The organism is Paractinoplanes tereljensis, assembly GCF_016862435.1.
Taxonomy (GTDB): Bacteria; Actinomycetota; Actinomycetes; order Mycobacteriales; family Micromonosporaceae; genus Actinoplanes; species Actinoplanes tereljensis.
Map to the genome: position 1 here is coordinate 84163 of NZ_BOMY01000002.1, position 20406 is coordinate 104568.

General features: G+C 71.8%; 18 protein-coding genes. 6 read left to right on the plus strand and 12 right to left on the minus strand.

From position 1 onward, the window contains the following. Nucleotides 1–102: 102 nt before the first annotated feature. The 3 genes from Ate02nite_RS01715 (at nucleotide 103) to Ate02nite_RS01725 (ending at nucleotide 2686) form a co-directional block, all read left to right on the plus strand. Entirely contained in the window at nucleotides 103–762 is a 660-nt protein-coding gene (locus Ate02nite_RS01715) for a PadR family transcriptional regulator (protein WP_239147057.1), read from the plus strand. Between the two features lie 123 nt (nucleotides 763–885). Beyond that, entirely contained in the window at nucleotides 886–2052 is a 1167-nt protein-coding gene (locus Ate02nite_RS01720) for an FAD-dependent monooxygenase (protein ID WP_203797852.1), read from the plus strand. 91 nt (nucleotides 2053–2143) lie between these two features. Beyond that, nucleotides 2144–2686, plus strand: a complete 543-nt coding sequence (locus tag Ate02nite_RS01725) for a hypothetical protein (RefSeq protein WP_203797854.1) — start codon at nucleotides 2144–2146, stop codon at nucleotides 2684–2686. Between the two features lie 7 nt (nucleotides 2687–2693). Here Ate02nite_RS01725 and Ate02nite_RS49360 read toward each other — a convergent pair whose 3' ends face one another. The 3 genes from Ate02nite_RS49360 to Ate02nite_RS01740 all read right to left on the minus strand — a co-directional run bounded on the left by Ate02nite_RS49360 (nucleotide 2694) and on the right by Ate02nite_RS01740 (nucleotide 4674). Continuing rightward, nucleotides 2694–2828 (minus strand): hypothetical protein, encoded by a 135-nt coding sequence (locus tag Ate02nite_RS49360; protein ID WP_275422754.1) that lies wholly within the window; start codon nucleotides 2826–2828, stop codon nucleotides 2694–2696. A 200-nt stretch (nucleotides 2829–3028) separates the two neighbouring features. Further along, the gene (locus tag Ate02nite_RS01735) at nucleotides 3029–3991 is read right to left on the minus strand and encodes an ABC-2 membrane transporter-related protein (RefSeq protein WP_203797856.1); all 963 of its coding nucleotides are present in this window, start codon (nucleotides 3989–3991) and stop codon (nucleotides 3029–3031) included. After that, the gene (locus Ate02nite_RS01740) at nucleotides 3988–4674 is read right to left on the minus strand and encodes an ABC transporter ATP-binding protein (RefSeq protein ID WP_203797858.1); all 687 of its coding nucleotides are present in this window, start codon (nucleotides 4672–4674) and stop codon (nucleotides 3988–3990) included. The genes Ate02nite_RS01735 and Ate02nite_RS01740 overlap by 4 nt, the downstream gene beginning before the upstream one ends. Before the next feature lie 101 nt (nucleotides 4675–4775). Here Ate02nite_RS01740 and Ate02nite_RS01745 point away from each other — a divergent pair, with 101 nt between their 5' ends. Continuing rightward, the gene (locus Ate02nite_RS01745; protein ID WP_239147058.1) at nucleotides 4776–5894 is read left to right on the plus strand and encodes a sensor histidine kinase; all 1119 of its coding nucleotides are present in this window, start codon (nucleotides 4776–4778) and stop codon (nucleotides 5892–5894) included. Then, nucleotides 5891–6532 (plus strand): response regulator, encoded by a 642-nt coding sequence (locus Ate02nite_RS01750; RefSeq protein ID WP_203797862.1) that lies wholly within the window; start codon nucleotides 5891–5893, stop codon nucleotides 6530–6532. The genes Ate02nite_RS01745 and Ate02nite_RS01750 overlap by 4 nt, the downstream gene beginning before the upstream one ends. On the opposite strand, the gene Ate02nite_RS01755 is transcribed toward Ate02nite_RS01750, so the two are convergent. The 7 genes from Ate02nite_RS01755 to uraD form a co-directional block, all read right to left on the minus strand. Then, nucleotides 6529–7659: a DUF6986 family protein gene (locus Ate02nite_RS01755; protein ID WP_203797864.1), complete on the minus strand. Its 1131-nt coding sequence runs from the start codon at nucleotides 7657–7659 to the stop codon at nucleotides 6529–6531. The two genes, Ate02nite_RS01750 and Ate02nite_RS01755, sit on opposite strands and share 4 nt — an antisense overlap. Nucleotides 7660–7662: 3 nt before the next feature. Beyond that, nucleotides 7663–9204 carry a malate synthase A gene (gene aceB, locus Ate02nite_RS01760; protein ID WP_203797866.1) on the minus strand — a complete coding sequence of 514 codons (1542 nt, stop codon included), beginning with the start codon at nucleotides 9202–9204 and terminating at the stop codon, nucleotides 7663–7665. Nucleotides 9205–9520: 316 nt separating this feature from the next. Next, nucleotides 9521–11008, minus strand: a complete 1488-nt coding sequence (locus Ate02nite_RS01765; protein ID WP_203797868.1) for a DUF1996 domain-containing protein — start codon at nucleotides 11006–11008, stop codon at nucleotides 9521–9523. 176 nt (nucleotides 11009–11184) lie between these two features. After that, nucleotides 11185–12540 carry an 8-oxoguanine deaminase gene (locus Ate02nite_RS01770; protein WP_203797870.1) on the minus strand — a complete coding sequence of 452 codons (1356 nt, stop codon included), beginning with the start codon at nucleotides 12538–12540 and terminating at the stop codon, nucleotides 11185–11187. Further along, nucleotides 12537–13397 (minus strand): factor-independent urate hydroxylase, encoded by an 861-nt coding sequence (gene pucL / locus Ate02nite_RS01775; RefSeq protein WP_203797872.1) that lies wholly within the window; start codon nucleotides 13395–13397, stop codon nucleotides 12537–12539. The genes Ate02nite_RS01770 and pucL overlap by 4 nt, the downstream gene beginning before the upstream one ends. A gap of 4 nt (nucleotides 13398–13401) precedes the next feature. Further along, nucleotides 13402–13764: a hydroxyisourate hydrolase gene (gene uraH / locus Ate02nite_RS01780; RefSeq protein WP_203797879.1), complete on the minus strand. Its 363-nt coding sequence runs from the start codon at nucleotides 13762–13764 to the stop codon at nucleotides 13402–13404. After that, on the minus strand, nucleotides 13751–14260 hold the full coding sequence (gene uraD / locus Ate02nite_RS01785) for a 2-oxo-4-hydroxy-4-carboxy-5-ureidoimidazoline decarboxylase (RefSeq protein ID WP_203797885.1): 510 nt from the start codon (nucleotides 14258–14260) through the stop codon (nucleotides 13751–13753). Before uraD ends, uraH begins: the two co-directional genes overlap by 14 nt. A 125-nt stretch (nucleotides 14261–14385) precedes the next feature. Between uraD and hrpB the strand changes: the two genes are divergently transcribed. Then, nucleotides 14386–16962 carry an ATP-dependent helicase HrpB gene (hrpB, locus tag Ate02nite_RS01790; RefSeq protein WP_203797888.1) on the plus strand — a complete coding sequence of 859 codons (2577 nt, stop codon included), beginning with the start codon at nucleotides 14386–14388 and terminating at the stop codon, nucleotides 16960–16962. On the opposite strand, the gene Ate02nite_RS01795 is transcribed toward hrpB, so the two are convergent. Together Ate02nite_RS01795 and Ate02nite_RS01800 are read right to left on the minus strand one after the other, a co-directional pair. Further along, the gene (locus tag Ate02nite_RS01795; protein ID WP_203797889.1) at nucleotides 16943–17947 is read right to left on the minus strand and encodes a cation diffusion facilitator family transporter; all 1005 of its coding nucleotides are present in this window, start codon (nucleotides 17945–17947) and stop codon (nucleotides 16943–16945) included. The genes hrpB and Ate02nite_RS01795 overlap by 20 nt on opposite strands. Before the next feature lie 71 nt (nucleotides 17948–18018). Beyond that, nucleotides 18019–20343, minus strand: a complete 2325-nt coding sequence (locus Ate02nite_RS01800; RefSeq protein ID WP_203797891.1) for a putative bifunctional diguanylate cyclase/phosphodiesterase — start codon at nucleotides 20341–20343, stop codon at nucleotides 18019–18021. Between the last annotated feature and the right edge of the window lie 63 nt (nucleotides 20344–20406).

The window sequence follows — 20406 nt, forward strand, 5'->3', positions numbered from 1 at the left end:
ACCGTTCCGGTCGCCGGGCCGTAGCGGCCCCGCGGTGGCGCCGGCCGAGGAGCGGGCCCGGGGAGGGCTTGAAGTAGGTCGTATACTCGTCCACGAGCATTCGTGGACGAGGAGTTTGTGGTGGCCAAGCGGCGGAAGGTCGGCAACCCGATGGCGCTCGGGGTGCTGTCGGCGGTCGCGTTCCGGCAGATGCACCCCTACGAGATGGCGGCCGCCCTGAAAGGCTGGGGCAAGGAGCGAGACCTGCAGATCAAGTGGGGTTCGCTCTACACCGTCGTCGGCAACCTGGCCAAACACGGCCTGATCGCCGAGGTGGAGAGCGTCCGGGCCGGCAAGCGCCCCGAGCGCACGGTCTACCGCATCACCGAGGCGGGCCGGGCCGAGTTGATCGACTGGACGCGGGAGCTGCTGTCCACCGCCGAGCCGGAGTCCCCGCGCTTCCGCAGCGGACTCTCGGTGCTGCCGGTGTTGTCCCCCGACGAGGTCGTGACGCTGCTGCAACAGCGTCTCGAGGCGGTCGGCCGGGCCATCGAGGCGGCCACCACCACCCTGGCCGAGGAGCAGGTGCCCCGCCTGTTCCTGATCGAGGTGGAGTACGACCGGGCGATGCTGCGGGCCGAGGCGTCGTGGATGCGGTCACTGCTCGACGAACTGGAATCCGGCACGCTGCCCGGTCAGGACGACTGGCGGCGGTTCCACGAGACCGGCACGGCCCCCGACGAGATCATCCAGCTCGCGGAAGACGCCATGCGCAAGACCTGAAAGCGGTCCCGGCGATCTGCTGCAACAGACCGCCGGGACCAACCCTCGAAACGAGCGGAACCCGGTCCGAAGGGCGCAATCTCAGGATACCGGGGTCCGTTCCCCTGATCCCGGGAGGAACAGATGAACCGAGTACGCACCGTCGCCGTGATCGGCGGCGGCATCGCCGGCCCCGTCGCGGCCCTGGCCCTGCGCAAGGCCGGCATCGAGGCCACCGTCTACGAGAGCCACCCGACCACCGCCGACGGCGTGGGCGGCACCATCGCGATCGCCCCGAACGGCATGGCCGCCCTGGACATCGTCGGCGCCGCCGCACCGGCCGCGGCGGCGTCCTGGCCGGTCCACCGCCAGGTCATGACGGTCGGCCGCAAACGCCTGGAACTACCAGGCCTGCCCGACGCCGGCCCGCTGCACGTGATCAACCGCAGCGACCTCTACCGGATCCTCGCCGCAAACGCGCCGATCGAGTACGGAAAGCGCCTGGTCACTGCCGTCTCGCGGCAGGATGGCATAGCCGCTGCCTTCGCCGACGGCGAGGAAATCCAGGCCGACATTCTGATCGGCGCCGACGGCGTGCACTCCACGGTCCGCTCGCTGATCGACCCGGCCGCGCCCGGCCCGCATTTCACCGGAATGCTGGCCCTCGAAGGCCATTCACCGATGTCCGTGCCGGAAGAGGCCGGAACAATGGTGTTCGCCTTCGGCAAGCGCGGGTTCTACCTTTACGGCCCGGCCCTGGGCGGCGGCACCACCATCGGCATCAATCTGCCCCACCGCCCACTCACCATCGCCGAGGCCCGGGCCATCCCGCGCCCACAGTGGAAAGACACGCTGCTGGAGATCTACGGCGAGGACTCCCCCGGCGGCGACCTGATCCGGCAGCTCCCCGCCGAAGACCTGACGGTAAATGGCGCACTGCACATCATGCCGCCGGTGCCGCGCTGGCACCGCGGCCGCATGGTCCTGACCGGCGACGCCGTGCACGCCCCGTCGAACAGCTCCGGCCAGGGCGCCTCGCTGGCCATCGAGAGCGCCATCGAACTGGCCCAATGCCTGCGCGACATCCCCGACGTCACCGAGGCTTTCTCCACCTACGAACGCTTGCGCCGCATCCGCGTCGAAAAGGTGGCCGCCCGCGCTGCCCGGACCAACAGCGTCAAGGCTCCCGGTCCGATCGGAAAAGCCCTGATGCCGATCATCATGCGTGCGTTCATGAAGTTCGCCATGAACCCCGAGAAGGTCATCGGCCCGGAGCAGCGCTATCGCATCGATTGGGCCAAAACCCTTTAGGAGTACGCCGTCGGGGCGGGCCAACCGCAAAGCCGGGAACCCCGCCTCCGGCGGCTGCCGCGCGTTTGCGTCCGGCTGCCACCGTGATGGTATGGCTGGCTGGGTTGCCCTGATCGCCGCTCTGGTCGGCGCGATGGCCGGAACGTTGTCCACCTATCTGACCTTGCGTCCGAAGCTGACGCTCGAGCTGGAATACGCCTACGACCGAACGCTGCGTGACAAACGAATCGATGCCTACCAGCGTCTCTTCTATGTCACCCGGCACTTCCCCCGCTTCTATCTGGAAGACGAGCGCCCCACCGGCTCCGACCTGCGGCAGTGCCGCCAGGAACTGCACGACTGGTACTTCAATCGGGATGCCGGCGGCATGTTCCTGACCGCGGCGGCCAAGAGATCCTTCCTGGAACTGCAGAACCACATAGCCGGCCTGGCCTTCGTCGACGGCCGGCCGCGCGACGACGGGGGCGACCAGATCTCCCCCGAGGAGGGGGACCAGCTGATAGCCCTGGGCCGTCGATTACGCCATCAGCTGGTCGCCGACATCGGCTCCGCCAACACCGCACGAATCTCCGGAACGCGCCCCGGGCCGCCACTGGATCCTCCGCGCAGCATCCTGCGCGCTCGCCAGGACTGAGCGGGGGTCAGCGGGTGGTGGGGCGGCGGTCGGCGGCGGCGTAGGAGGCGGCGGCGGTCAAGGCCGAGACGGCCAGGACCGAGGGCCAGGCGCCGATGCGCTTGGCCAGGGGGTGGGTGGGACAGGGCGAACGCCCCCACATAGGTCGCCACCAGCGCAGTGGTCACCGTTGGGGTGGTGCGCCGGGACCACTCGCGGCCGGCCAGCACGCCGCCGGCGGCCAGGACCGCGCCGCCGAGCGGGCGGATGCCGGTGCGGCGGGCCAGCTGCCAGCCGCCGATGAGGGAACCTGCGGTGATCGCGGCAGTGGGTAGGCGCATCACCCGAACGTACACCGCACCGCTACGCGAAGGTGTCGCGTTGGATGCGCCAGCGGCCGAGCGCGGCCAGCAGGGCGGCGGTGCCCAGGTAGACGGCCAGTTCGATCCACTGGAAGGGCCAGAAGCGGCGGTTGGGCTGGTAGGTCAGGTCTACGTGCAGGTCCAGCTCGCCCAGGCAGACGGCGATGTCGCCGAAGGTGCCGGTCGCGCCGGTTTTCGGAGCGTGCGCGAAGCAGGTGTCGAAGGCCTGGTCGGACAGCGGGCGGCCGTCGGCGGTCCGCAGCTCGCTGGTGTGCGTGATCCAGGCGTCCGGGAACTCCAGGCCGCCGACGATCGGGGCGCCGGTGATGCCGCCCAGCATGCGGGCCCGGTTGATGGCGTCGGCCGTCATCGCCACGGTGACCCGTTCCGGCGGCAGGTAGTGCGGGCGCAGCAGGTTCGGCACGGCGAACTGCACGGCGATCACGGCCAGGAAGACGACCGCCATCGTGGCCAGGGTGCGGCGGATCAGCAGGCCGGTGACGGCGCCCAGGACGAAACCGAACGCGGCGCAGCCGATCGGTGCTACGCCCCGCGCACCGAACATGACCGTGCTGAACCGGTCGCCGGCCGCCCGGTCGACAGGCACGGCGGCCCAGGTCAGGGCGGCGCTGAGAAGGCCGGCGGCGGCCATCGCGGCCAGGCCGACCACGGCGAGTTTGACGGTCAGCCAGCGACGCCGGGGCACGCTCTGGTTCCACACCAGACGGTGGGTGCCGGTTTCCAGCTCGCGGGCGATCAGCGGGGCGCCCCAGAACGCGCCGAGGAACGCGGGCACCAGGCCGGCCCCGCCGGCCAGGAACAGCATCGTCTGGTGGTAGTCGACGGGCAACCGGGCGGCGTGGGTGGCGTTGCCGAGGCGGAGCAGGTAGATCGCGGCCAGGGCGAGCAGAACGCCGCCGGCCAGGGCCGGGAGGCGGAACTGGCGAAGGGTCATCCGGATCATCGGGCCACCGCCCGGGACATGTAGTCGAGAACCAGCTCTTCGAGGGTGGCGGGCCGGTGGTCGGCGAGCAGCTGCCGGACCGGGCCGGCGACCTGGACCCGGCCGGCGCCGAGGACGATCAGGTAGTCGCAGACCTGGGCGATGTCGCCGAGCAGATGCGAGGAGAGTACGGCGCCGGCGCCCAGTTCGCGGACGAAGCCGACCAGGCTGCGCAGGAACGCGTCGCGGGCCAGCGGGTCGAGTGCGGCCGCCGGTTCGTCGAGGATCAGCAGGTCGGGGCGTTTCGCGGCGGCCAGGGTAAGTGCGAGCTGGGCGCGTTGCCCACCGGAGAGCCGGCCGGCTTTCTGGGCCGGGTCGAGGCCGACCTCGGCGACCCGGCGTTCGGCCAGGGCGGCGTCCCAGGCCGGGTTGAGCCAGTCGCCCATCCGCAGGTGATCGGCGACGCTGAAGGACGCGTAGACCGGAGTGTCCTGGGCGACAAATCCGACGGAGCCCAGAACCTCCAGGGTGCCCGAGGTCGGCCGGATCAGGCCGCAGGCGAGTTTGAGCAGGGTCGACTTGCCGGCGCCGTTCGGGCCGACCAGACCGACGATGTGTCCACTCGGGACGGCCAGGTCGCAGTCGAGCAGGGCGGCCCGGCGGCCGTAGCGTTTGGTGAGTTTCTCGGCGTGCAGTGTCTGCATGGCGGCCAATCGTGCCGACGGCGACCGGCGACGGCATCAGCTCGAAGACCCCCTACTTTTGACCGGTTCGGAAGTCGGCCTGGTCTCCTACCGTGAAGGCCGTGAACATCCGGATCGCGTCGTCGGCGTTTCTCGCGGTCGTCCTGCTCGCCGCGCTCGGCATCGAGGCCGTCGCGATCGCGGCGAGCTGGGGCGTCCGATATTGGCTGGTCGGCGGGGTCGCCGCGGTCGTGGTCGGCGGGCTCGCGCTGGCCCGGCACCGGCACCCGCGGTGGACGGCGGTCACCGCTCTGGTCGTGGCCGGGCTGACCATCGCGGCCGCCCGGGTCTTCAACCTGCCGACCGAACCGGGCCCGGCGATGGCGCTGGCGCTGGCCGTACTCGTCGGCTCCGCGGTCCGCACCCAGCCGGTCCGGCCGGCCGGCGGGATCGCCGCCGGTGGTCTCGCCGTGGTCGTCGGCGCGTTCCTCGCCGCTCGCCCGCACTCGTCGGGGGCCTCGGCCGCGGTGGCGCTGAACATCGCCTCCTACCTCGGCGGCGTCACCATCGGGCTGGCGTTGCGGCTGCTGGACGAGCGGTCCGCGGTCGCCACCGCGCGGGTGCGCCAGGACGAGCGGCTGGAGCTGGCCCGGGAACTGCACGACGTGGTCGCCCACCACATCGCCGGCATGCTGATCCAGGCACAGGCCACCCACGTCCTGGCCCGTCGCGATCCGGGCCGGGTGGGCGAGTCGCTCTCGGGGATCGAGGCGTCCGCCGCCGAGGCGCTGCGCGCGATGCGGCGGGTGGTCGGGGTGCTGCGGGACGACGACGACCCGCCGGCCACCTCGGCCGGGCCGGAAGGGCTGGGCGACCTGGTGGAGCGGTTCAACCGGCAGGGCCCGCCGGTGGTGCTGCACGCCGGCGGCGCGGACGCGGCGTGGCCGCCGGAGGTGAGCAGCACGGTCTACCGGATCGTCCGGGAGTCGCTGACCAATGTGGCCCGGCACGCGCCGCATGCCGGGGACGTGCGGGTGGTCGTCGGCGAAGGCCCGGACGGGGTCACGGTCGAGGTGGCCGACGACGCCGCGCACGGTCCGGCACCGGAATCGCGCGGCGGTTATGGGCTGGTCGGCATGCGGGAACGGGTCGAGTCGCTGGGCGGCACGCTGCACGCCGGGCCGCGGGCCGAGGCCGGATGGTCGGTACGGGCCACCCTGCCGGTGAGTAGAAGCTCGTGATTCGCGTGCTGATCGCCGACGACCAGGCGATGATCCGGAGTGGGCTGCGGCTGATCCTGGAGGACGAGCCGGACATCACGGTGATCGCCGAGGCGGCCGACGGCGTCGAGGCGATCGAACAGGCCCGGCGGCTGCGGCCGGACGTCTGCCTTGTCGACATCCGGATGCCCCGGGCCGATGGCCTCGAGGTGACCCGCGCCCTGGCCGGGCCGGCGGTGCCGGACCCGCTGCGGGTCGTCGTGGTGACCACGTTCGACCTGGATGAGTACGTGTACGGCGCGCTGCGCGGTGGGGCGACCGGTTTCCTGCTCAAGGACGCCGGGCCGGCGCTGCTGGTCGAGGCGGTCCGGGCCGCCCACCACGGCGACGCGCTGGTGTCGCCGTCGGTCACCGTGCGGCTGCTGCGCCACCTGACCGCACCACCCCGCGAGCCGGACGAGTCGGTGCGCGCGCTCTCCGACCGCGAGGTCGAGGTGGTGCGCGAGATCGCCCGGGGCCGCACCAACCTGGAGATCGGCGCCGAGCTGTTCATCTCGCTGAGCACCGTGAAGAGCCACGTCTCGACGATCCAGACCAAACTGACCCTGCGCAACCGCACCGAGATCGCGGTCTGGGCCTGGGCCAACCGGGTCGTCTAGGCGAGTTTCTGCAGGTCAGCTCGGGGGAAGCCGGCGTCGGTCAGGGCGCCGCAGTCGAGGCCGCGCAGCAGGTAACCGGCCAGGGCGCGGGCGGTGGCCGGCTCGTCGGCGATGCCGCTGTCCTGGCGGGAGAGGTAGCGGTGCAGGCGGTCCACCGCCGCGTCGCGGCCGTCCCGGAAGAACGCGTAGGTCGCCGCGTAGCGGGTCGGCAGCTGCGCCGGGTGCAGGTCCCAGCCCTGGTAGAAGCCGCGCTCGAGGGAGCGGCGGACCAGCCGGTAGTGCAGGGCCCAGGCCGCCTGGACGTCCTGCTCGGAGCCGACCGGGAGGATGTTGGTGGAACCGTCGGAGAGGCGGACGCCGGTCTGGGCGGCGGCGGCCTGGATTACCGCCTTGGCGTAATCGGCGGCCGGGTGCTCCATCGACTGGTAGGCGGCGGCCACCCCGGCCGCGGCGCTGTAGTCGTAGGTGCCGTAGTGCAGGCCGGTGCAGCGACCGGCGGCCGCGGTGATCAGCCGCGCGACCGTGGCGGTGCCGTCGGCGGCCAGGATCGCGGACGGGAGTTCGATCTGGATCTCGAAGGTGAGGGTGCCGGCCGGCAGGCCGTACGCCTTCTCCAGTTTCTCGGCCAGCGTGACCATCGCGGCGACCTGGTCGGTGCCGCTCACCTTGGGCAGGGTGATCTCGACGGTGTCCTGATAGGAGTCCAGGAACAGGTCGAGGGTGCGCAGGGCCCGGTGGCGGGTGGCCGCTTCCAGGGACTTGATCCGGATGCCGAGGAACGGTGGCACCGGGCCGGCGCGGAGGATCTTCGCGGCCCGGCGGACCACCTCGTCCTCCTCGTCGTCCGAGCGGACGCCGTAGCCGTCCTCGAAGTCGACGCGCAGGTCCTCGATCGGCTCGGCGGCCAGCTTGGCCCGGATGTCGTCGGCCTCCCACGGGAAGTCCGTCATCGCGGCGAGCGCGATCGAGCCCCAATCCCGGAAGTTGTCCAGGCGGTCGGCCGGGATGTACACGGTGTGTACCGGCTGGCGGCCGGGGCGCTCCCCCGGGTAACGGGACTTCAGGAACGCATCGTGGTCGGCCAGCCGGGCATCGAGCTCGGTGTAGTCACCGTCGGACAGGCGCATCGCTCAGTCGATCGAGTCGTAGGCGGCGGTGGTGAGGAAGTCGGCGAAGTCGTCGGCCAGCGCGACCCGCTCGAAGAGCTTGCGGGCGTCGTCGAAGCGGCTGGACGCCCACGCCTCGTCGCCGATCGCCTTGCGGATCTTGACGAGTTCCTCGTCCTCGATCCGGCCGACCAGGTCGGCGGTGATCGAGGTGCCGTCGGGCAGGCGCACGTCGTTGTGGATCCACTGCCAGACCTGGGAGCGGGAGATCTCGGCGGTGGCGGCGTCCTCCATCAGGTTGTTGATCGCCACCGCGCCGTTGCCGCGCAGCCACGCCTCCAGGTATTGCAGCGCCACCGACACGTTGCCGCGCAGCCCGGCCTCGGTGACGCCGGTGTTTTCCACGTCGAGCAGTTGGATTGCGTCGACCGACACGTCGGGGCGCTGCCGGTCGAGCTGGTTCGGCCGGTCGCCGAGCACCCGGTCGAAGATCTCCTGGCAGACCGGCACCAGGTCGGGGTGCGCCACCCAGGAACCGTCGAAGCCGTCGCCGGCCTCGCGCTCCTTGTCCTCGCGGACCTTGGCGAGGGCCACCTCGTTGACCTTCGGGTCGCGCCGGCTCGGGATGAAGGCGGCCATGCCGCCCATCGCGAACGCGCCGCGGCGGTGACAGGTGGAGACCAGCAGTTCGGTGTACGCCCGCATGAACGGTGCCGTCATCGTCACCGACGCGCGGTCCGGGAGGATCATGCCGGGGTTGTCGCGGAAGTACTTGATGATGCTGAACAGGTAGTCCCAGCGACCGGCGTTGAGACCGGAGATGTGGTCACGCAGGCTGTAGAGAATCTCCTCCATCTCGAACGCGGCCGGGATCGTCTCGATCAGCACGGTGGCGCGGATGGTGCCATGCGGAATTCCCAAAGCCTCCTGGGCATACGTGAAAACGTCGTTCCAGAGGGCCGCTTCCTTGTGCGACTCCATTTTCGGCAGGTAGAAGTACGGCCCGCTGCCGCGTTCGAGCAGCTCCTTCGCGTTGTGGAAGAAGTAGAGGCCGAAGTCGACGAGGGCACCGACCGCCGGTGCGTCGTCGACCGGCAGGTGCCGCTCGTCGAGGTGCCAGCCGCGCGGGCGCATCACGATCGTCGGGTACGGGCCCTCGCCGAGCGAATACGTCTTCTGCGGGGTCTCCAAGGTGATCGTGCGACGGATCGCGTCGTAGAGGTTCTGCTGGCCGTCGACCACGTTCTGCCAGTGCGGGGTGTTCGCGTCCTCCAGGTCGGCCAGCCACACCTTGGCGCCCGAGTTGAGCGCGTTGATGGTCATCTTGCGCTCGGTCGGCCCGGTGATCTCGACCCGGCGGTCGGTCAGGTCGGCCGGGGCCGGCGGCGCCTGCCACTCGGCGGCGCGGATGTCGGCGGTCTCAGCCAGGAATCCCAGCGACGCACCGGCGGCGATCTCGGCCCGGCGGACCGACCGGGCCGCGAGCAGTTCGTCACGGCGGGGCCGGAAACGACGGTTCAGATCCGCGACGAACGCCACGGCCTCGTCGGACAGGATCTCAGTCATCTCGCCGGCTCCTCTCGGTGCGATTACTCCCTCGTACCGTAGTGGAGCCCGAGCCCGCCGTCAGCGCTGAACTAGATCACAGCCGGGCCAACTCGGCGATCTTGCGGAGTTCCCGTGCGGGGCGAACCGCAGATCAACAACCTCGGTTTGGAGAGGTGCGGGCGCGGCGGGGACGTCTGGCCACGCCCGCACCTCCGGGAGTAAAGCTTCGCGCGAGAGGCGCGCTACGACCCTGCCGCCCGCGAGGATCGCGGGCGGCAGCCGCCGGAGGCGGGGTTCGTGCTGACTGCTTTTGTCCAGCTATCAGGGCGTACGGCTAGAAAGTGCCGTTGGTGTTGCACTTTGCCTTTTGGACGATGCAGTCCTTGACGCGGTGGCCGAGTGCCGCGTCCTCCCAGGCGAAGAACGCGTCGCCGTGCATGGAGCTGGCGTTGCCGGAGGCCAGTTTGAAGCCCGCGGCCGAGCCGGACGTCGGGTAGCCGATCACGAACGACAGGCTCGGGATCGCGACCGGGTATTTGCCGCTGCACTTGCCGTTTCCGTCAGCCCCGCCGACGTGCGACTTGTGGTCGGGGCTGTCCAGGTGGACGCCGTCCCAGCAGTCCGGGAAGGTCAGCTGGAAGGTCAGCTCAGCGGTCTTGGCGCAGACCGGCCAGTTGCCGTCGGCGCTGCGGCCGACCTCGCCGCCGGCGCCGGCGCACCAGAACTGGCCGGAAGCGCCCTCGGGGGTGTCGATCTGGCGTTTCGCGTCGCCGACGATCATGCGGAAGCCCTGCGGGAACGGGACCGTCTTGGTGGTGTCCGGCAGTCGCGAGCCGTAGTAGACGGTGACGCCGTGCGGCTCGACGGCCTGGCCGTTCTCGTAGAGCGTGGGGATCCAGTAGGCCGAGTGGTCGTCGAGCGGCTTGCAGCTGGAGCCGGTGTTCTTGAGCAGGGTGTCCGTGGTGGTGGCGGCGTCGGTGATGTTGTTGCCCAGGAACGAATGCATGTGCGAGGCGCCGGGCAGGTTGGGGAAGACGATCGGGTCGTCGGTCTTCGAGTGGCTGACCGTGCAGGAGGCGTTGAACTCGGCGACCCGGACCGGGTTGTTGGTGATCGGGCGGAAGCTCATCGCGTTGAACTCGGCCAGTTGGGCGGCCCATTTCGCCTGGTCGACGTCGACCCAGCCGGCTCCGGTGCCCGCGCCGGTGCCCGTTGTCGGCACGGCCGTCGTGGCCGGAGTCGTCGCCGGGGTCGTCGCTTTTGTCGTCGCTGGCGTGGCCGGCGCGGTGGTGGCCGGGGCACCGCCGAGGGTGAACCAGTTGAGGTTCACGAAGTCCGATTTTTGCGTACTTTTCATGAGGGCTACCAGCGTCTGGTTGCCGGTCGGCGGCGTCTTGATCGTGGCGGTCTTGGTGACCCACTTCTGCCAGCCGCCGGTCTTCGCCACCGGGATCGTCGCCAGCAGCGTGCCGGTCGTGCTGCCGAGGCGCAGCTCGACGGAGCCGCCGGCGATGTTGTCCGAGGCGATCCGGGCCTGCACGGTCGCGCCGATCTGCACGTTGTCGTAGCGCAGCCAGTCACCGCTCGCCAGCCAGCCGACGTTCTTGCCGCCGTCGGCGTCGCCGGTGTTCTCGGTGCGCGCGCCGGACTGCGCGGAGTAGGCCTCCGCCTGCAGCCTGCCGGATACCACGGTCTCGGCGGCGCTGGCGTTGGCGATATAGAAGCCGCTGGCGCCCAGCGCCACGGCGACCGCCGAGGCGGCGATGACCCGGGTGCGGGCGCGACGGTTGCGTGGGGGTGCGTGGAGAGGTTCGGTCCGCATTGTTCTCTACCCTTTTCGATGACCGAGGGGGCTCGATTCAAGAGGGAGTATGCCCAGGTAGAGGTCTTGTTTCAACGCGTGGAGAAAGACTTATGAATAACGCTTTTTGTCGTTCCTGGTGGCCGCGTTTTCCATTCCGGATAACGCTTTTCCGGAAGCCCCGGCTTAAGTTTTCCTTAAGTTCGGTCGCTGAGAATTCGGCGGTGGGCTCGGCGGGCCTCCCGGGTCAGGGTTTCGGCGTCGGCGTGCACCAGTTGGGCACGCTCGACGATGGGGTTGCCGCCGACCAGGGACAGCTCGACCGGGGCGGGTGGGCCGAAGACCAGGGCCGCGCGCTTGTCGTCGATGCCGTCGTGGCCGAGGCCGTCCAGGCGCCACATCACCAGGTCGGCCAGCTTGCCGGGCTCCAGGGAACCGAGATCGGCGTCGCGGCCCAGGCAGCGGGCGCCGCCGATGGTGCCCAGCCGCAGCGCCTCGGCCGCGGTCAGTGCGGTCGGGCCGCCGCGCAGGCGGGCCGTGTAGAGCGCCTGCCGCAGCTCGGCGCCCAGGTGCGAGACCTCCTGCGAGGCCGCGCCGTCGACGCCCAGGCCGACCGGCACCCGGTGGTCGAGCAGTTCGCGGACCCGGGCGCTGCCCGCGCCCAGCCGCGCGTTGGAGCTGGGGCAGTGCGCCACGCCGGTGCCGGTCGCGCCGAGCTTGGTGATCGCCGAGTCGTCCAGGTGGACGCCGTGCGCGAGCCACACGTCGTCGCCGAGCCAGCCGAGGCGCTCCGCGTATTCCACCGGGGTGCAGCCGAAGCGCTCCTGGCAGAAGGCTTCCTCGTCGTCGGTCTCGGCGAGGTGGGTGTGCAGCCGGACACCCTTGCGGCGGGCCAGGACGGCGGCCTCGCTCATCAGTTTCTGGGTGACCGAGAACGGCGAGCAGGGCGCCACCGCGATCTGCAGCATCGCGCCGGGCGACGGGTCGTGCCAGCGGTCGATCGCGGCCTCGGTGGCGGCGAGCGCCTCGTCGGTGTCTTCCACGACGTTGTCGGGCGGGAGCCCGCCGTCCTTCTGGCTCAGGTCCATCGAGCCGCGGGTCGGGTGGAAGCGGACACCGATCTGCCGGGCCGCCTCGATCTCGGCCTCGAGCACGTCGCCGCCGTCGCGCGGGAAGACGTAGTGGTGGTCCATGCTCGTCGTGCAGCCGGCCAGGGCCAGCCAGCCCAGCCCGGCGCCCGCGGCGGCGCCGACGATCCCGGCGTCGAGCCGGCCCCAGATCGGGTACAGCGTGGTCAGCCAGCCGAACAGGGTCTCGTCGAGGGCCAGCCCGCGGGTCACCCACTGGTAGAGGTGGTGGTGGGTGTTGACCAGGCCGGGCGTGACCAGGCAGCCGGCCCCGTCGACCCGGCGCACCGAGCCCTGGTAGCGGCCGGCGTGGCCCGAGCCGACGGCGACGATCCGGCCGTCGTCGCCGACCACCACGTGGCCGTCCGGGTGGTAGGTGTCGTTCGCGTCGACGGTGGCGACCGCGACGTTCTCGATGATGATCACAAATACCACTCCGCGGCGGCCGGGGGCGCGTCGTCGCGGGTGACCGTGCCCTCGATCAGGCCGTAGGGCCGGTCGCCGGCGATGAACACCTCGTTGTCGTTGGTCAGGTCGAACGGGGACAGGTCGACCAGGTAGTGATGCTTGTTGGGCAGCGCCAGCCGGACCTCGGCGATCTCCGGCCGCTGGGACAGCACGTGGCTGCCCATCGAGAACAGCGTCTGCTGCAGCGAGGCACTGTAGGTGTTGACGAACGCGCTGGTCAGGGCTTCGAGCGCGGCCGGGTAGGACTTCGCGAAGTCGCCGCTCGCGGACAGGTGCCGCCAGCGGGCGTCGACGGCGGTGGCCAGGATGCGGTCGGTGGTCTCGGGCAGCGTGGTGTATTCGTCGCGGGGGAAACCGCGGAACTCCGACGCCGTCGAGTTGAGCAGCACCAGGCCGGTGACACCGGAGACGACCTGCTCGAACTCGTCGCTCACCAGCACGGTGGCCACCCGGGTGTAATCACCCTTGCGGGCGAACGAGTGCGGGCCGAGCCGCTCCCAGCCGAACGACTCGATGCTCACCCGAGCCGTTTTCACCTGCGGCTGGGTGGCCACGAAATGACGGGCCAGCAGCAGGCCGAACTCCTCCGGCTCGCCGACGCCGTGCTTCTTGGCAAACGCGTACACCGTGTTCTTCATCGTGTCGGTCGGCAGCACGCCGGCGTTGTCGCCGGTCAGGTGGGTGGCGGCCAGGTCGCCGGAGAGCGCGACACTCACGTTGAAGTCGGCCAGCGCATGGGTGTCGCCGTCGCGCACGACGCGCACCAGGCGCGTCTCCGCCTTGCCGTAGCGATTGGGTCCGAGCACGATCGCCACAGCGTCAGCTCCCTCGGTAGGTGGTGTAGCCGTAATGGCTGAGCAGCAACGGAACGTGATAGTGCCGCTCCGGGTCGCGGACGTGGAACGCGATGGTGACCTCGGGAAAGAAGCCCTCGTCACCCAGGTAGGGCTCCACGTAGAAGAACAGGCGGTAGCCACCGGCCTGCCACTCGTGCAGCGGCACCCGGTAGCGCAGCCGGCCGTCGGCGTCGGTGCGGCCCTCGGCGATCATGCGCCAGCCCTCGGAGTCACGCCGCTCGAGCCGGACGTAGACGTCACGGGCCGGAGCACCGGTCACCGTGTCGAGGATGTGCGTCGAGATCTTGGCGTGGAACTCGGGTTCCGTGCCGTCATCCGAGGGCATCGAGCACCCGCTCCAGCCGCAACAGCGCGATCTTGCGAAGCTCGTCGCGCACGATGACCCGCTCGGTCTCCTCGTCGTTGGTCAGCCGCTCCTGCGCCACCGCCAAGATCTCCTCCTGGGTGCGGCCGCTCGCGAAGATCAGGAACACGTGGCCGAAGCGTTCCTCGTAGGCCCGGTTGGCGTCGATCAGCGCGGACTTGGTCAACTCGTCGGCACTCTGCGCCGCCGTCGACTGCTCCCGCCGCGACCAGGACGCCTCTTTCGAATCACCGGCCGCCCGCTCCCCGATCCGCGGGTGGGCCGACAGCCCCACCCGGACCTCGGCCCAGCTCAGCTCGCGCCCCGCCGCGTCGGCCGCCGAGATGATCTCTAATCGCTCGCGGTAGGGCCGTTTCGCCGCCACCGCGACACCCCACGCGGGCGCCGCGCAGCAGGCGAGAAGGTCTTCCTCGATGCGTGCGGCCGGCAGAGCATTGAAAACCTCGACCGCGTCCATCTCCGACCCCCTCCTGGTGCCGATCAGTCAAGCAGGCCCGCGCGGGCCGGTGCAGATCTTTGCAAGGGAATTCACAAACGCGTCCCTTGCCGCAACACACCGTGGGTCTGCGTCACGATGGTCGCGTGCTCCTTCCCGATGGTGCCTTGCCCGATCTGCCGATCCGGACCCTTCTGCCGCAAATTCGCGAATCGCTGGCCGGTTCCGGTGCGTCGGTCCTGGTCGCGCCGCCCGGCACCGGCAAGACGACGCTGGTCCCGCTCGCGCTGGCCGGCCCGGCCGGGCGGGTGGTGGTCGCCGAACCACGCCGTCTCGCGGCGCGAGCCGCCGCGAGACGAATGGCGTCGTTGCTGGGCGAGGCGGTCGGCCAACAGGTCGGTTTTTCGGTACGGGGTGAGCGCCGCGTCTCCCGCCGCACCCTGGTCGAGGTGGTCACCACCGGTGTCCTGGTCCGCCGCCTGCAACGTGATCCGGAGCTGGCCGGCACCGCGCTGGTCATCCTCGACGAGTGCCACGAGCGGCATCTCGACACCGACCTGGCCCTGGCCTTCCTGGTGGAGGTGCGCGCCGCCCTGCGCCCCGACCTCCAGCTGCTGGCGACCTCGGCCACCGCCGACGCGGACCGCCTGGCCGAGGTGCTCGGCGGCGCTCCGGTGGTCAGCGCCGAGTCCCGCCTCTTCCCGGTCGACGTGCACTGGGCGCCCCCGACCGGGCCGATCGCCCCGCCGCTCGGCCTGCGCGTCGACCCGCGCCTGCTGGACCACGTGGCCGCCACCACCCGGCGCGCGCTGGCCGACGGCGACGGCGACGTGCTGGTCTTCCTGCCCGGCGCCCGCGAGATCGACCGGGTGGCCGGCCTGCTCGGCGGGGCCGGCGCCGAGGTGATCCCGCTGCACGGCCGGCAGCCCGGCTCCATTCAGGACGCCGCCCTGCGCCCCGGGTCGCGCCGGCGGGTCGTGCTGGCCACCGCGGTCGCCGAGAGCAGCCTGACCGTGCCCGGCGTGCGGGCCGTGGTCGACGCGGGCCTGAGCCGGGTGCCCCGAATGGATCACGCCCGCGGCCTGGGCGCCCTGGTGACCGTGCCGGTGTCCCGGGCGTCCGCCACCCAGCGGGCCGGCCGGGCCGGTCGTGAGGCCCCCGGCCGGGTCTACCGGTGCTGGTCGCCGGCCCAGCACGACCGCTTGCCGGCCCAGCCGGAGCCGGAGATCGCGGCGGCCGACCTCACCGGCTTCGCCCTCGACCTGGCGCTGTGGGGTCACCCGGACGGCAGCGGCCTGGCCCTGCCCGACGCTCCGCCGGCCGGGGCGATGCAGACCGCGGTAGGCACGCTGCACGACCTGGGCGCGATCGACGAGGCCGGGCGCATCACGGCCCGCGGCCGCGCGCTGGCGGACGCCGGCCTGCACCCGCGCCTGGCCCGCGCACTGCACGACGGCGCTCCCCTGGTCGGTGCCCGGCGCTCCGCCGAGATCGTCGCCCTGCTCGACGACGACCGGGCGACCACCGACGACCTGGTCGCCGCGTGGCGGCGGGCACGCTCGGCCGGAGACCCGACGTGGCGCTCCGAGGTGCGCCGCCTGACCGCGGCCCTGGACCGCGCCCCCACCGACGACATCAACGCCCCCGAGGTAGCCGACACCGCCGCCGCCCTGGAACCGGACATCGCCGGCGAGGAGCCGCGTGGCGGGACCGCTGGCCGGCGAGAAGCGGCGGAGGCGGCGCGGCTGCCGGATGACCTCGCGGCCGGGCTGGTGGTGGGGCTGGCCTATCCGGAGCGGGTCGCCCGCGTGCGGGAAGCCGGCGGGCGGTCCTACCTGATGGCCGGTGGCACCGCCGGGGACCTGGGGCCGGGCAGTGGGCTCGGCGGGGTGACCTGGCTGGCGGTGGCCTCGGCCGACCGTACGGCCGGGGCTCGGACGGCACGCATCCGGGCGGCCGCGCCGCTCGACGAGGCGACCGCGCGGGAGGCCGCCGCGACCCTGCTGACCGAGACCACCGAGATCGGCTGGGCGGACGGTGACGTGGTGGCCCGGACGGTTCAGCGGCTGGGCGCGATCACCCTTGTCGAACGGCCGATCGCCAAACCCGACCCGGCGCGGGTGCGAGACGCGCTGGCGGAAGGGCTGCGGCGTGAGGGGCTCGGCCTGCTGACCTGGTCACGGGGTGCGGTCGAGCTGCGCGAACGGCTGGCGTTCGCGCACGCCGCGCTGGGCGATCCCTGGCCGGACATGTCCGATGAATCGCTTGTCGAGCACGCGGCGGAGTGGCTGGAGCAGGGCTCGGCCCGGCGGCGGTCCGACCTGGCGAAGCTGGACGTCACGGCCGCCCTGCGCCGGCTGCTGCCGTGGTCGGTGGCGGGCCGCCTGGACGAGGTGGCGCCGGAGCGGTTGCCGGTGCCGAGCGGCTCGCGCGTGCGGGTGGACTACTCCGATGTGGAGGCGCCGGTGCTGGCGGTGAAGGTGCAGGAGGCCTTCGGCTGGAAGGACGCGCCGAAGCTGGCCGACGGCCGGGTCCCGGTGCTCCTGCACCTGCTCTCCCCGGCCGGTCGGCCGGTGGCCGTCACCCGCGACCTGGCGTCGTTCTGGCAGCAGGGCTACCCGCAGGTCCGCTCGGAACTGCGCGGCCGCTACCCACGCCACCCCTGGCCGGAGGACCCGACGACCGCCGCGCCGACGAAGCGAGTCAATCCCCGCTCCCGCTGAGCCGCGCAAGTTCCAGCCGGTGGCGGCGGTCGTGGGAGAGGTCGGGGTGGTGCCCTACGCCGGGGTGGCTGTCCGGGTCTACGTGGACGGTGGCGCTCAGCAGGCGCGGGACGTGGTGGGTCAGCTGGTGTTCGGCGTCGGCGGCTATCTCGTGGGCGGCCAGCAGGGACAGGTCGGCGCCGACCACCACCGCCGCCTCGGCGTGCATGCGGTGGCCGATCCAGCGCAACCGCAGCCCGGACACGTCGCGGACGCCCGGAATCGCGCGCAGCGCCTCCTCGGCCCGGTCGACGATCTCCGGATCGACCCGGTCCATCAGCCGCCGGTAGACCTCGCGGGCCGCGTCCTTGAGCACGAACGCGATCGCGACGGTGATCACCAGCCCGACCACCGGGTCGGCCCAGGACCAGCCGAGCCAGGCGCCGGCGGCGGCGAACACCACGGCCAGCGAGGTGAAGCCGTCGGTGCGGGCGTGCAGGCCGTCGGCGACCAGCGCGGCCGAGCCGATCCGCCGGCCCACGGTGATGCGGTAGCGGGCCACCACCTCGTTGCCGGCGAAGCCGACCAGCCCGGCGCCGAGGACCCAGGGCAGGTGGGTCATGGTGCGCGGGTCGAGCAGGCGGTCGATCGCGAACCAGGCGGCGGTCACCGAGGATGCCGCGATGACCAGCACGATGACGATGCCGGCAAGATCTTCGGCCCGGCCGAAACCATAGGTGTACGCCCGGGTGGCCGCCCGCCGGCCGAGCCAGAAAGCGATACCCAGCGGTACGGCGGTCAGCGCGTCGGCGACGTTGTGCAGGGTGTCGCCCAGCAGCGCGACCGAGCCGGAGAGCACCACGATCAACGCCTGCGCCGCCGCGGTCGCGGCGAGCACGCCGAGCGAGATCCACAGCGCGCGCATGCCCGCCCGGGAGGCCTCCAGCGCGGAGTCGACCTTGTCGGCGCTGTCGTGCGAGTGGGGCTTGAGATGGTGCAGGTCCATCGGGTCAGGGTAGGCCCGGGGGTTGCTCCGCGACAATGCGGCAACCGCCAACGACCTGCAACAACAAAGACTTAGCTGAGCTGGCGCAGCGAGGGTGCGCCAGGCTGGGCGGGTACGACCGTCGACTGCAGGCGGTGCACCGGGGCGGGCTGGCCGAACAGGTAACCCTGGCCGAGCGGGCAGCCCAGCTCGGCCAGACCGGCCGCCCGGGCCTCGGTCTCGATGCCCTCGGCGACCACGACGATGTCCAGCTCCGCGCAGATGGCCAGGACCGAGCGGCACAGTGCGCCGGCCCGCTCGGGGGCCACGTCCACATCGGTCAGCGTGGAGTCGAGCTTCACGATGTCGACCGGCAGGGAGTGCAGCTGGGCCAGGGCGTTGAAGCCGCTGCCGAAATCGTCGAGGGCGATCCGCGGGCCCAGCGCCCGCAGCCGGCTGGCGGCGGCCGCCGCCGACGGAAGGTCCTGGATGCGGTGGGTCTCGGTGATCTCGATGATCAGCCGGGACGGCGGCAGCGGGTGCCGGGCCAGGGCTGCCCGGACCGCCTCCTCCAGACCCGCCTGGCCCAACCGGGCCGCGGAGACATTGACGTGTACGTCGATCGGGCGGCCGTAAACCAGAGCGAGTGTCGCCGCGTCGGCACAGGCCTGGTCGAGCACGAAGTCGTCGATGGCAGCCACCTGCCCGGTCCGCTCGGCGACCGTGACGAACACGTCGGGGTGCACGGAACCACCGGCAGCCGGCAGGGTCCACCGGGCCAGCGCCTCGACCGCGACCGTGGCGCCGTCGGTCAGCCGGACGATCGGCTGGTAGTACACCTCGAAGCCGGCCGCCTCGGGCCGGCTGCCGGGCAGCAGCGCCTGGGCCAGCAGATGCGGCAGGTCGGCGTTGGGCGACCCGTCGGCGGTACCCGCGTACCGGGCCAGGGCGCCCTTGCCCCGGCGCTTGCTGGAGTACATCGCGGCGTCGGCCCGGCGCAGCAGGGCGTCCGCGGTCAGCGGCTCGCCCGGCTCGGGGGCCACCAGGCCGATGCTGGCGCCCACCCCGATCCGGTGGCCGTCGATGAAGAACGGCTCGCGCAGCGCGGCCAGGATGCGATGACCGGCCGGTTCGGCGTCGGCCGGGTGGTGGTCGAGCACCACCGCGAACTCGTCGCCGCCCAGCCGGGCCACCAGGTCGTCGGAGTCCACGCAGGCCTGCATGCGCTCGGCGATGGCGCGCAGCACCCGGTCGCCCATGGCGTGCCCGAAGCTGTCGTTGACCAGCTTGAAGTCGTCGAGGTCGGCGAAGAGCACGGCCAGCGGCTTGCCGCGGTGCCGGTGGGCGTCCAGGGCGAGCACCAGGCGCTCGCGGAACAGGGCGCGGTTGGCCAGGCCGGTCAGCGGATCGTGGTAGGCCTGATGGTGCAGCCGCTGCTGCCCCTCGGAGACCCGGTCGAGCAGCACCGTGTTGTCGACGATGGTGAACATCTGCCGGGCCACCACCAAACCCAGACCGAGCCAGCCCAGGTACGCCTCGAACGGCGACAACGGATGCCCGGCGCCGGTGTTGATGGCGATCACCACGCCGGTGGCGGTGACCGGGACGTACGGCAGCAGCAGGTGCAGCCAGTCCCGTTCCGAGCCGGTCGGCTGCGGTTCGTCGACGGCGGGCGGCCGGGAGACCGCGGCCAGCGCCACGAAGCCGCAGCCGATCAGGTAACCGGCGGACTGCAGCGGGGACGGCGGGCCGTCGCCGAGGTAGATCAGGCGGAGGGTGTCGCTGATCCCGAAACCGAGGATGGCCACGCCGGCCAGCTGCAGCGGCTGGCGGCCGGCCCGGGAGCCGGGCCGGGTGGCGAGCAGCAGCACCACCATGGTGAGCAGGAGCAGGTCGGCAATCGCGTACGCCGCGGCCATGCCGATCGCGCCGGGGGTCTGGCCGGCCCAGTTCATCACCCGGTCGGGGACCGCCGACCAGGCCAGGGCCACCAGCGAGCCACAGATCAGCACGCTGTCGATGAGCAGCGCGACCTGGTCGCGGCGCGGTGAGGTGGGCATCGGGCGCGGCCGGCTGTAGGGAACGTTGAGCAGCCCGAACAGCATGAAGGCGGGCAGCACCAGGAAGCCCACGTCGGCGACCGTGGTGGTCGTCCAGCCGGGCTCGGCCACGTCCCGGACGACCCACCAGATGCGCATCAGCGCCCATCCGGCCAGGCCGATCCCGGCGAGTAGCCGCCATCGACGCTGCACACCCGTACGCCGGTTCGCGGCCGCAAGGCAGATGCACGCGGCGGCCACCCCCGCCACCGCCTGCGCCGCGTCGTCGTAGAGCCGCGACCCCCGCGGCCCGACGAGTTCGCCCACCGCGACCGAACCCAGAACGAGTGTCAGCGTGACGAAAAGTCGCGCTGTCATCCATCAACTCCCGATTGAGCCGCAGGCCCCCTGATCCGCGACCGGAGTAAGGTACCGCAGCTA

What these genes read in the sequence shown, in the direction of transcription:
- Ate02nite_RS01720 (WP_203797852.1), top strand. Translation starts at nt 886, where the DNA reads ATGAACCGAGTACGCACCGTCGCCGTGATCGGCGGCGGCATCGCCGGC.
- uraD (WP_203797885.1), bottom strand. Translation starts at nt 14,260, where the DNA reads ATGGACGCGGTCGAGGTTTTCAATGCTCTGCCGGCCGCACGCATCGAG.
- aceB (WP_203797866.1), bottom strand. Translation starts at nt 9,204, where the DNA reads ATGACTGAGATCCTGTCCGACGAGGCCGTGGCGTTCGTCGCGGATCTG.
- uraH (WP_203797879.1), bottom strand. Translation starts at nt 13,764, where the DNA reads ATGCCCTCGGATGACGGCACGGAACCCGAGTTCCACGCCAAGATCTCG.
- Ate02nite_RS49360 (WP_275422754.1), bottom strand. Translation starts at nt 2,828, where the DNA reads ATGTGGGGGCGTTCGCCCTGTCCCACCCACCCCCTGGCCAAGCGCATC.
- Ate02nite_RS01765 (WP_203797868.1), bottom strand. Translation starts at nt 11,008, where the DNA reads ATGCGGACCGAACCTCTCCACGCACCCCCACGCAACCGTCGCGCCCGC.
- Ate02nite_RS01725 (WP_203797854.1), top strand. Translation starts at nt 2,144, where the DNA reads ATGGCTGGCTGGGTTGCCCTGATCGCCGCTCTGGTCGGCGCGATGGCC.
- Ate02nite_RS01795 (WP_203797889.1), bottom strand. Translation starts at nt 17,947, where the DNA reads ATGGACCTGCACCATCTCAAGCCCCACTCGCACGACAGCGCCGACAAG.
- Ate02nite_RS01740 (WP_203797858.1), bottom strand. Translation starts at nt 4,674, where the DNA reads ATGCAGACACTGCACGCCGAGAAACTCACCAAACGCTACGGCCGCCGG.
- Ate02nite_RS01735 (WP_203797856.1), bottom strand. Translation starts at nt 3,991, where the DNA reads ATGATCCGGATGACCCTTCGCCAGTTCCGCCTCCCGGCCCTGGCCGGC.
- Ate02nite_RS01800 (WP_203797891.1), bottom strand. Translation starts at nt 20,343, where the DNA reads ATGACAGCGCGACTTTTCGTCACGCTGACACTCGTTCTGGGTTCGGTC.
- Ate02nite_RS01755 (WP_203797864.1), bottom strand. Translation starts at nt 7,659, where the DNA reads ATGCGCCTGTCCGACGGTGACTACACCGAGCTCGATGCCCGGCTGGCC.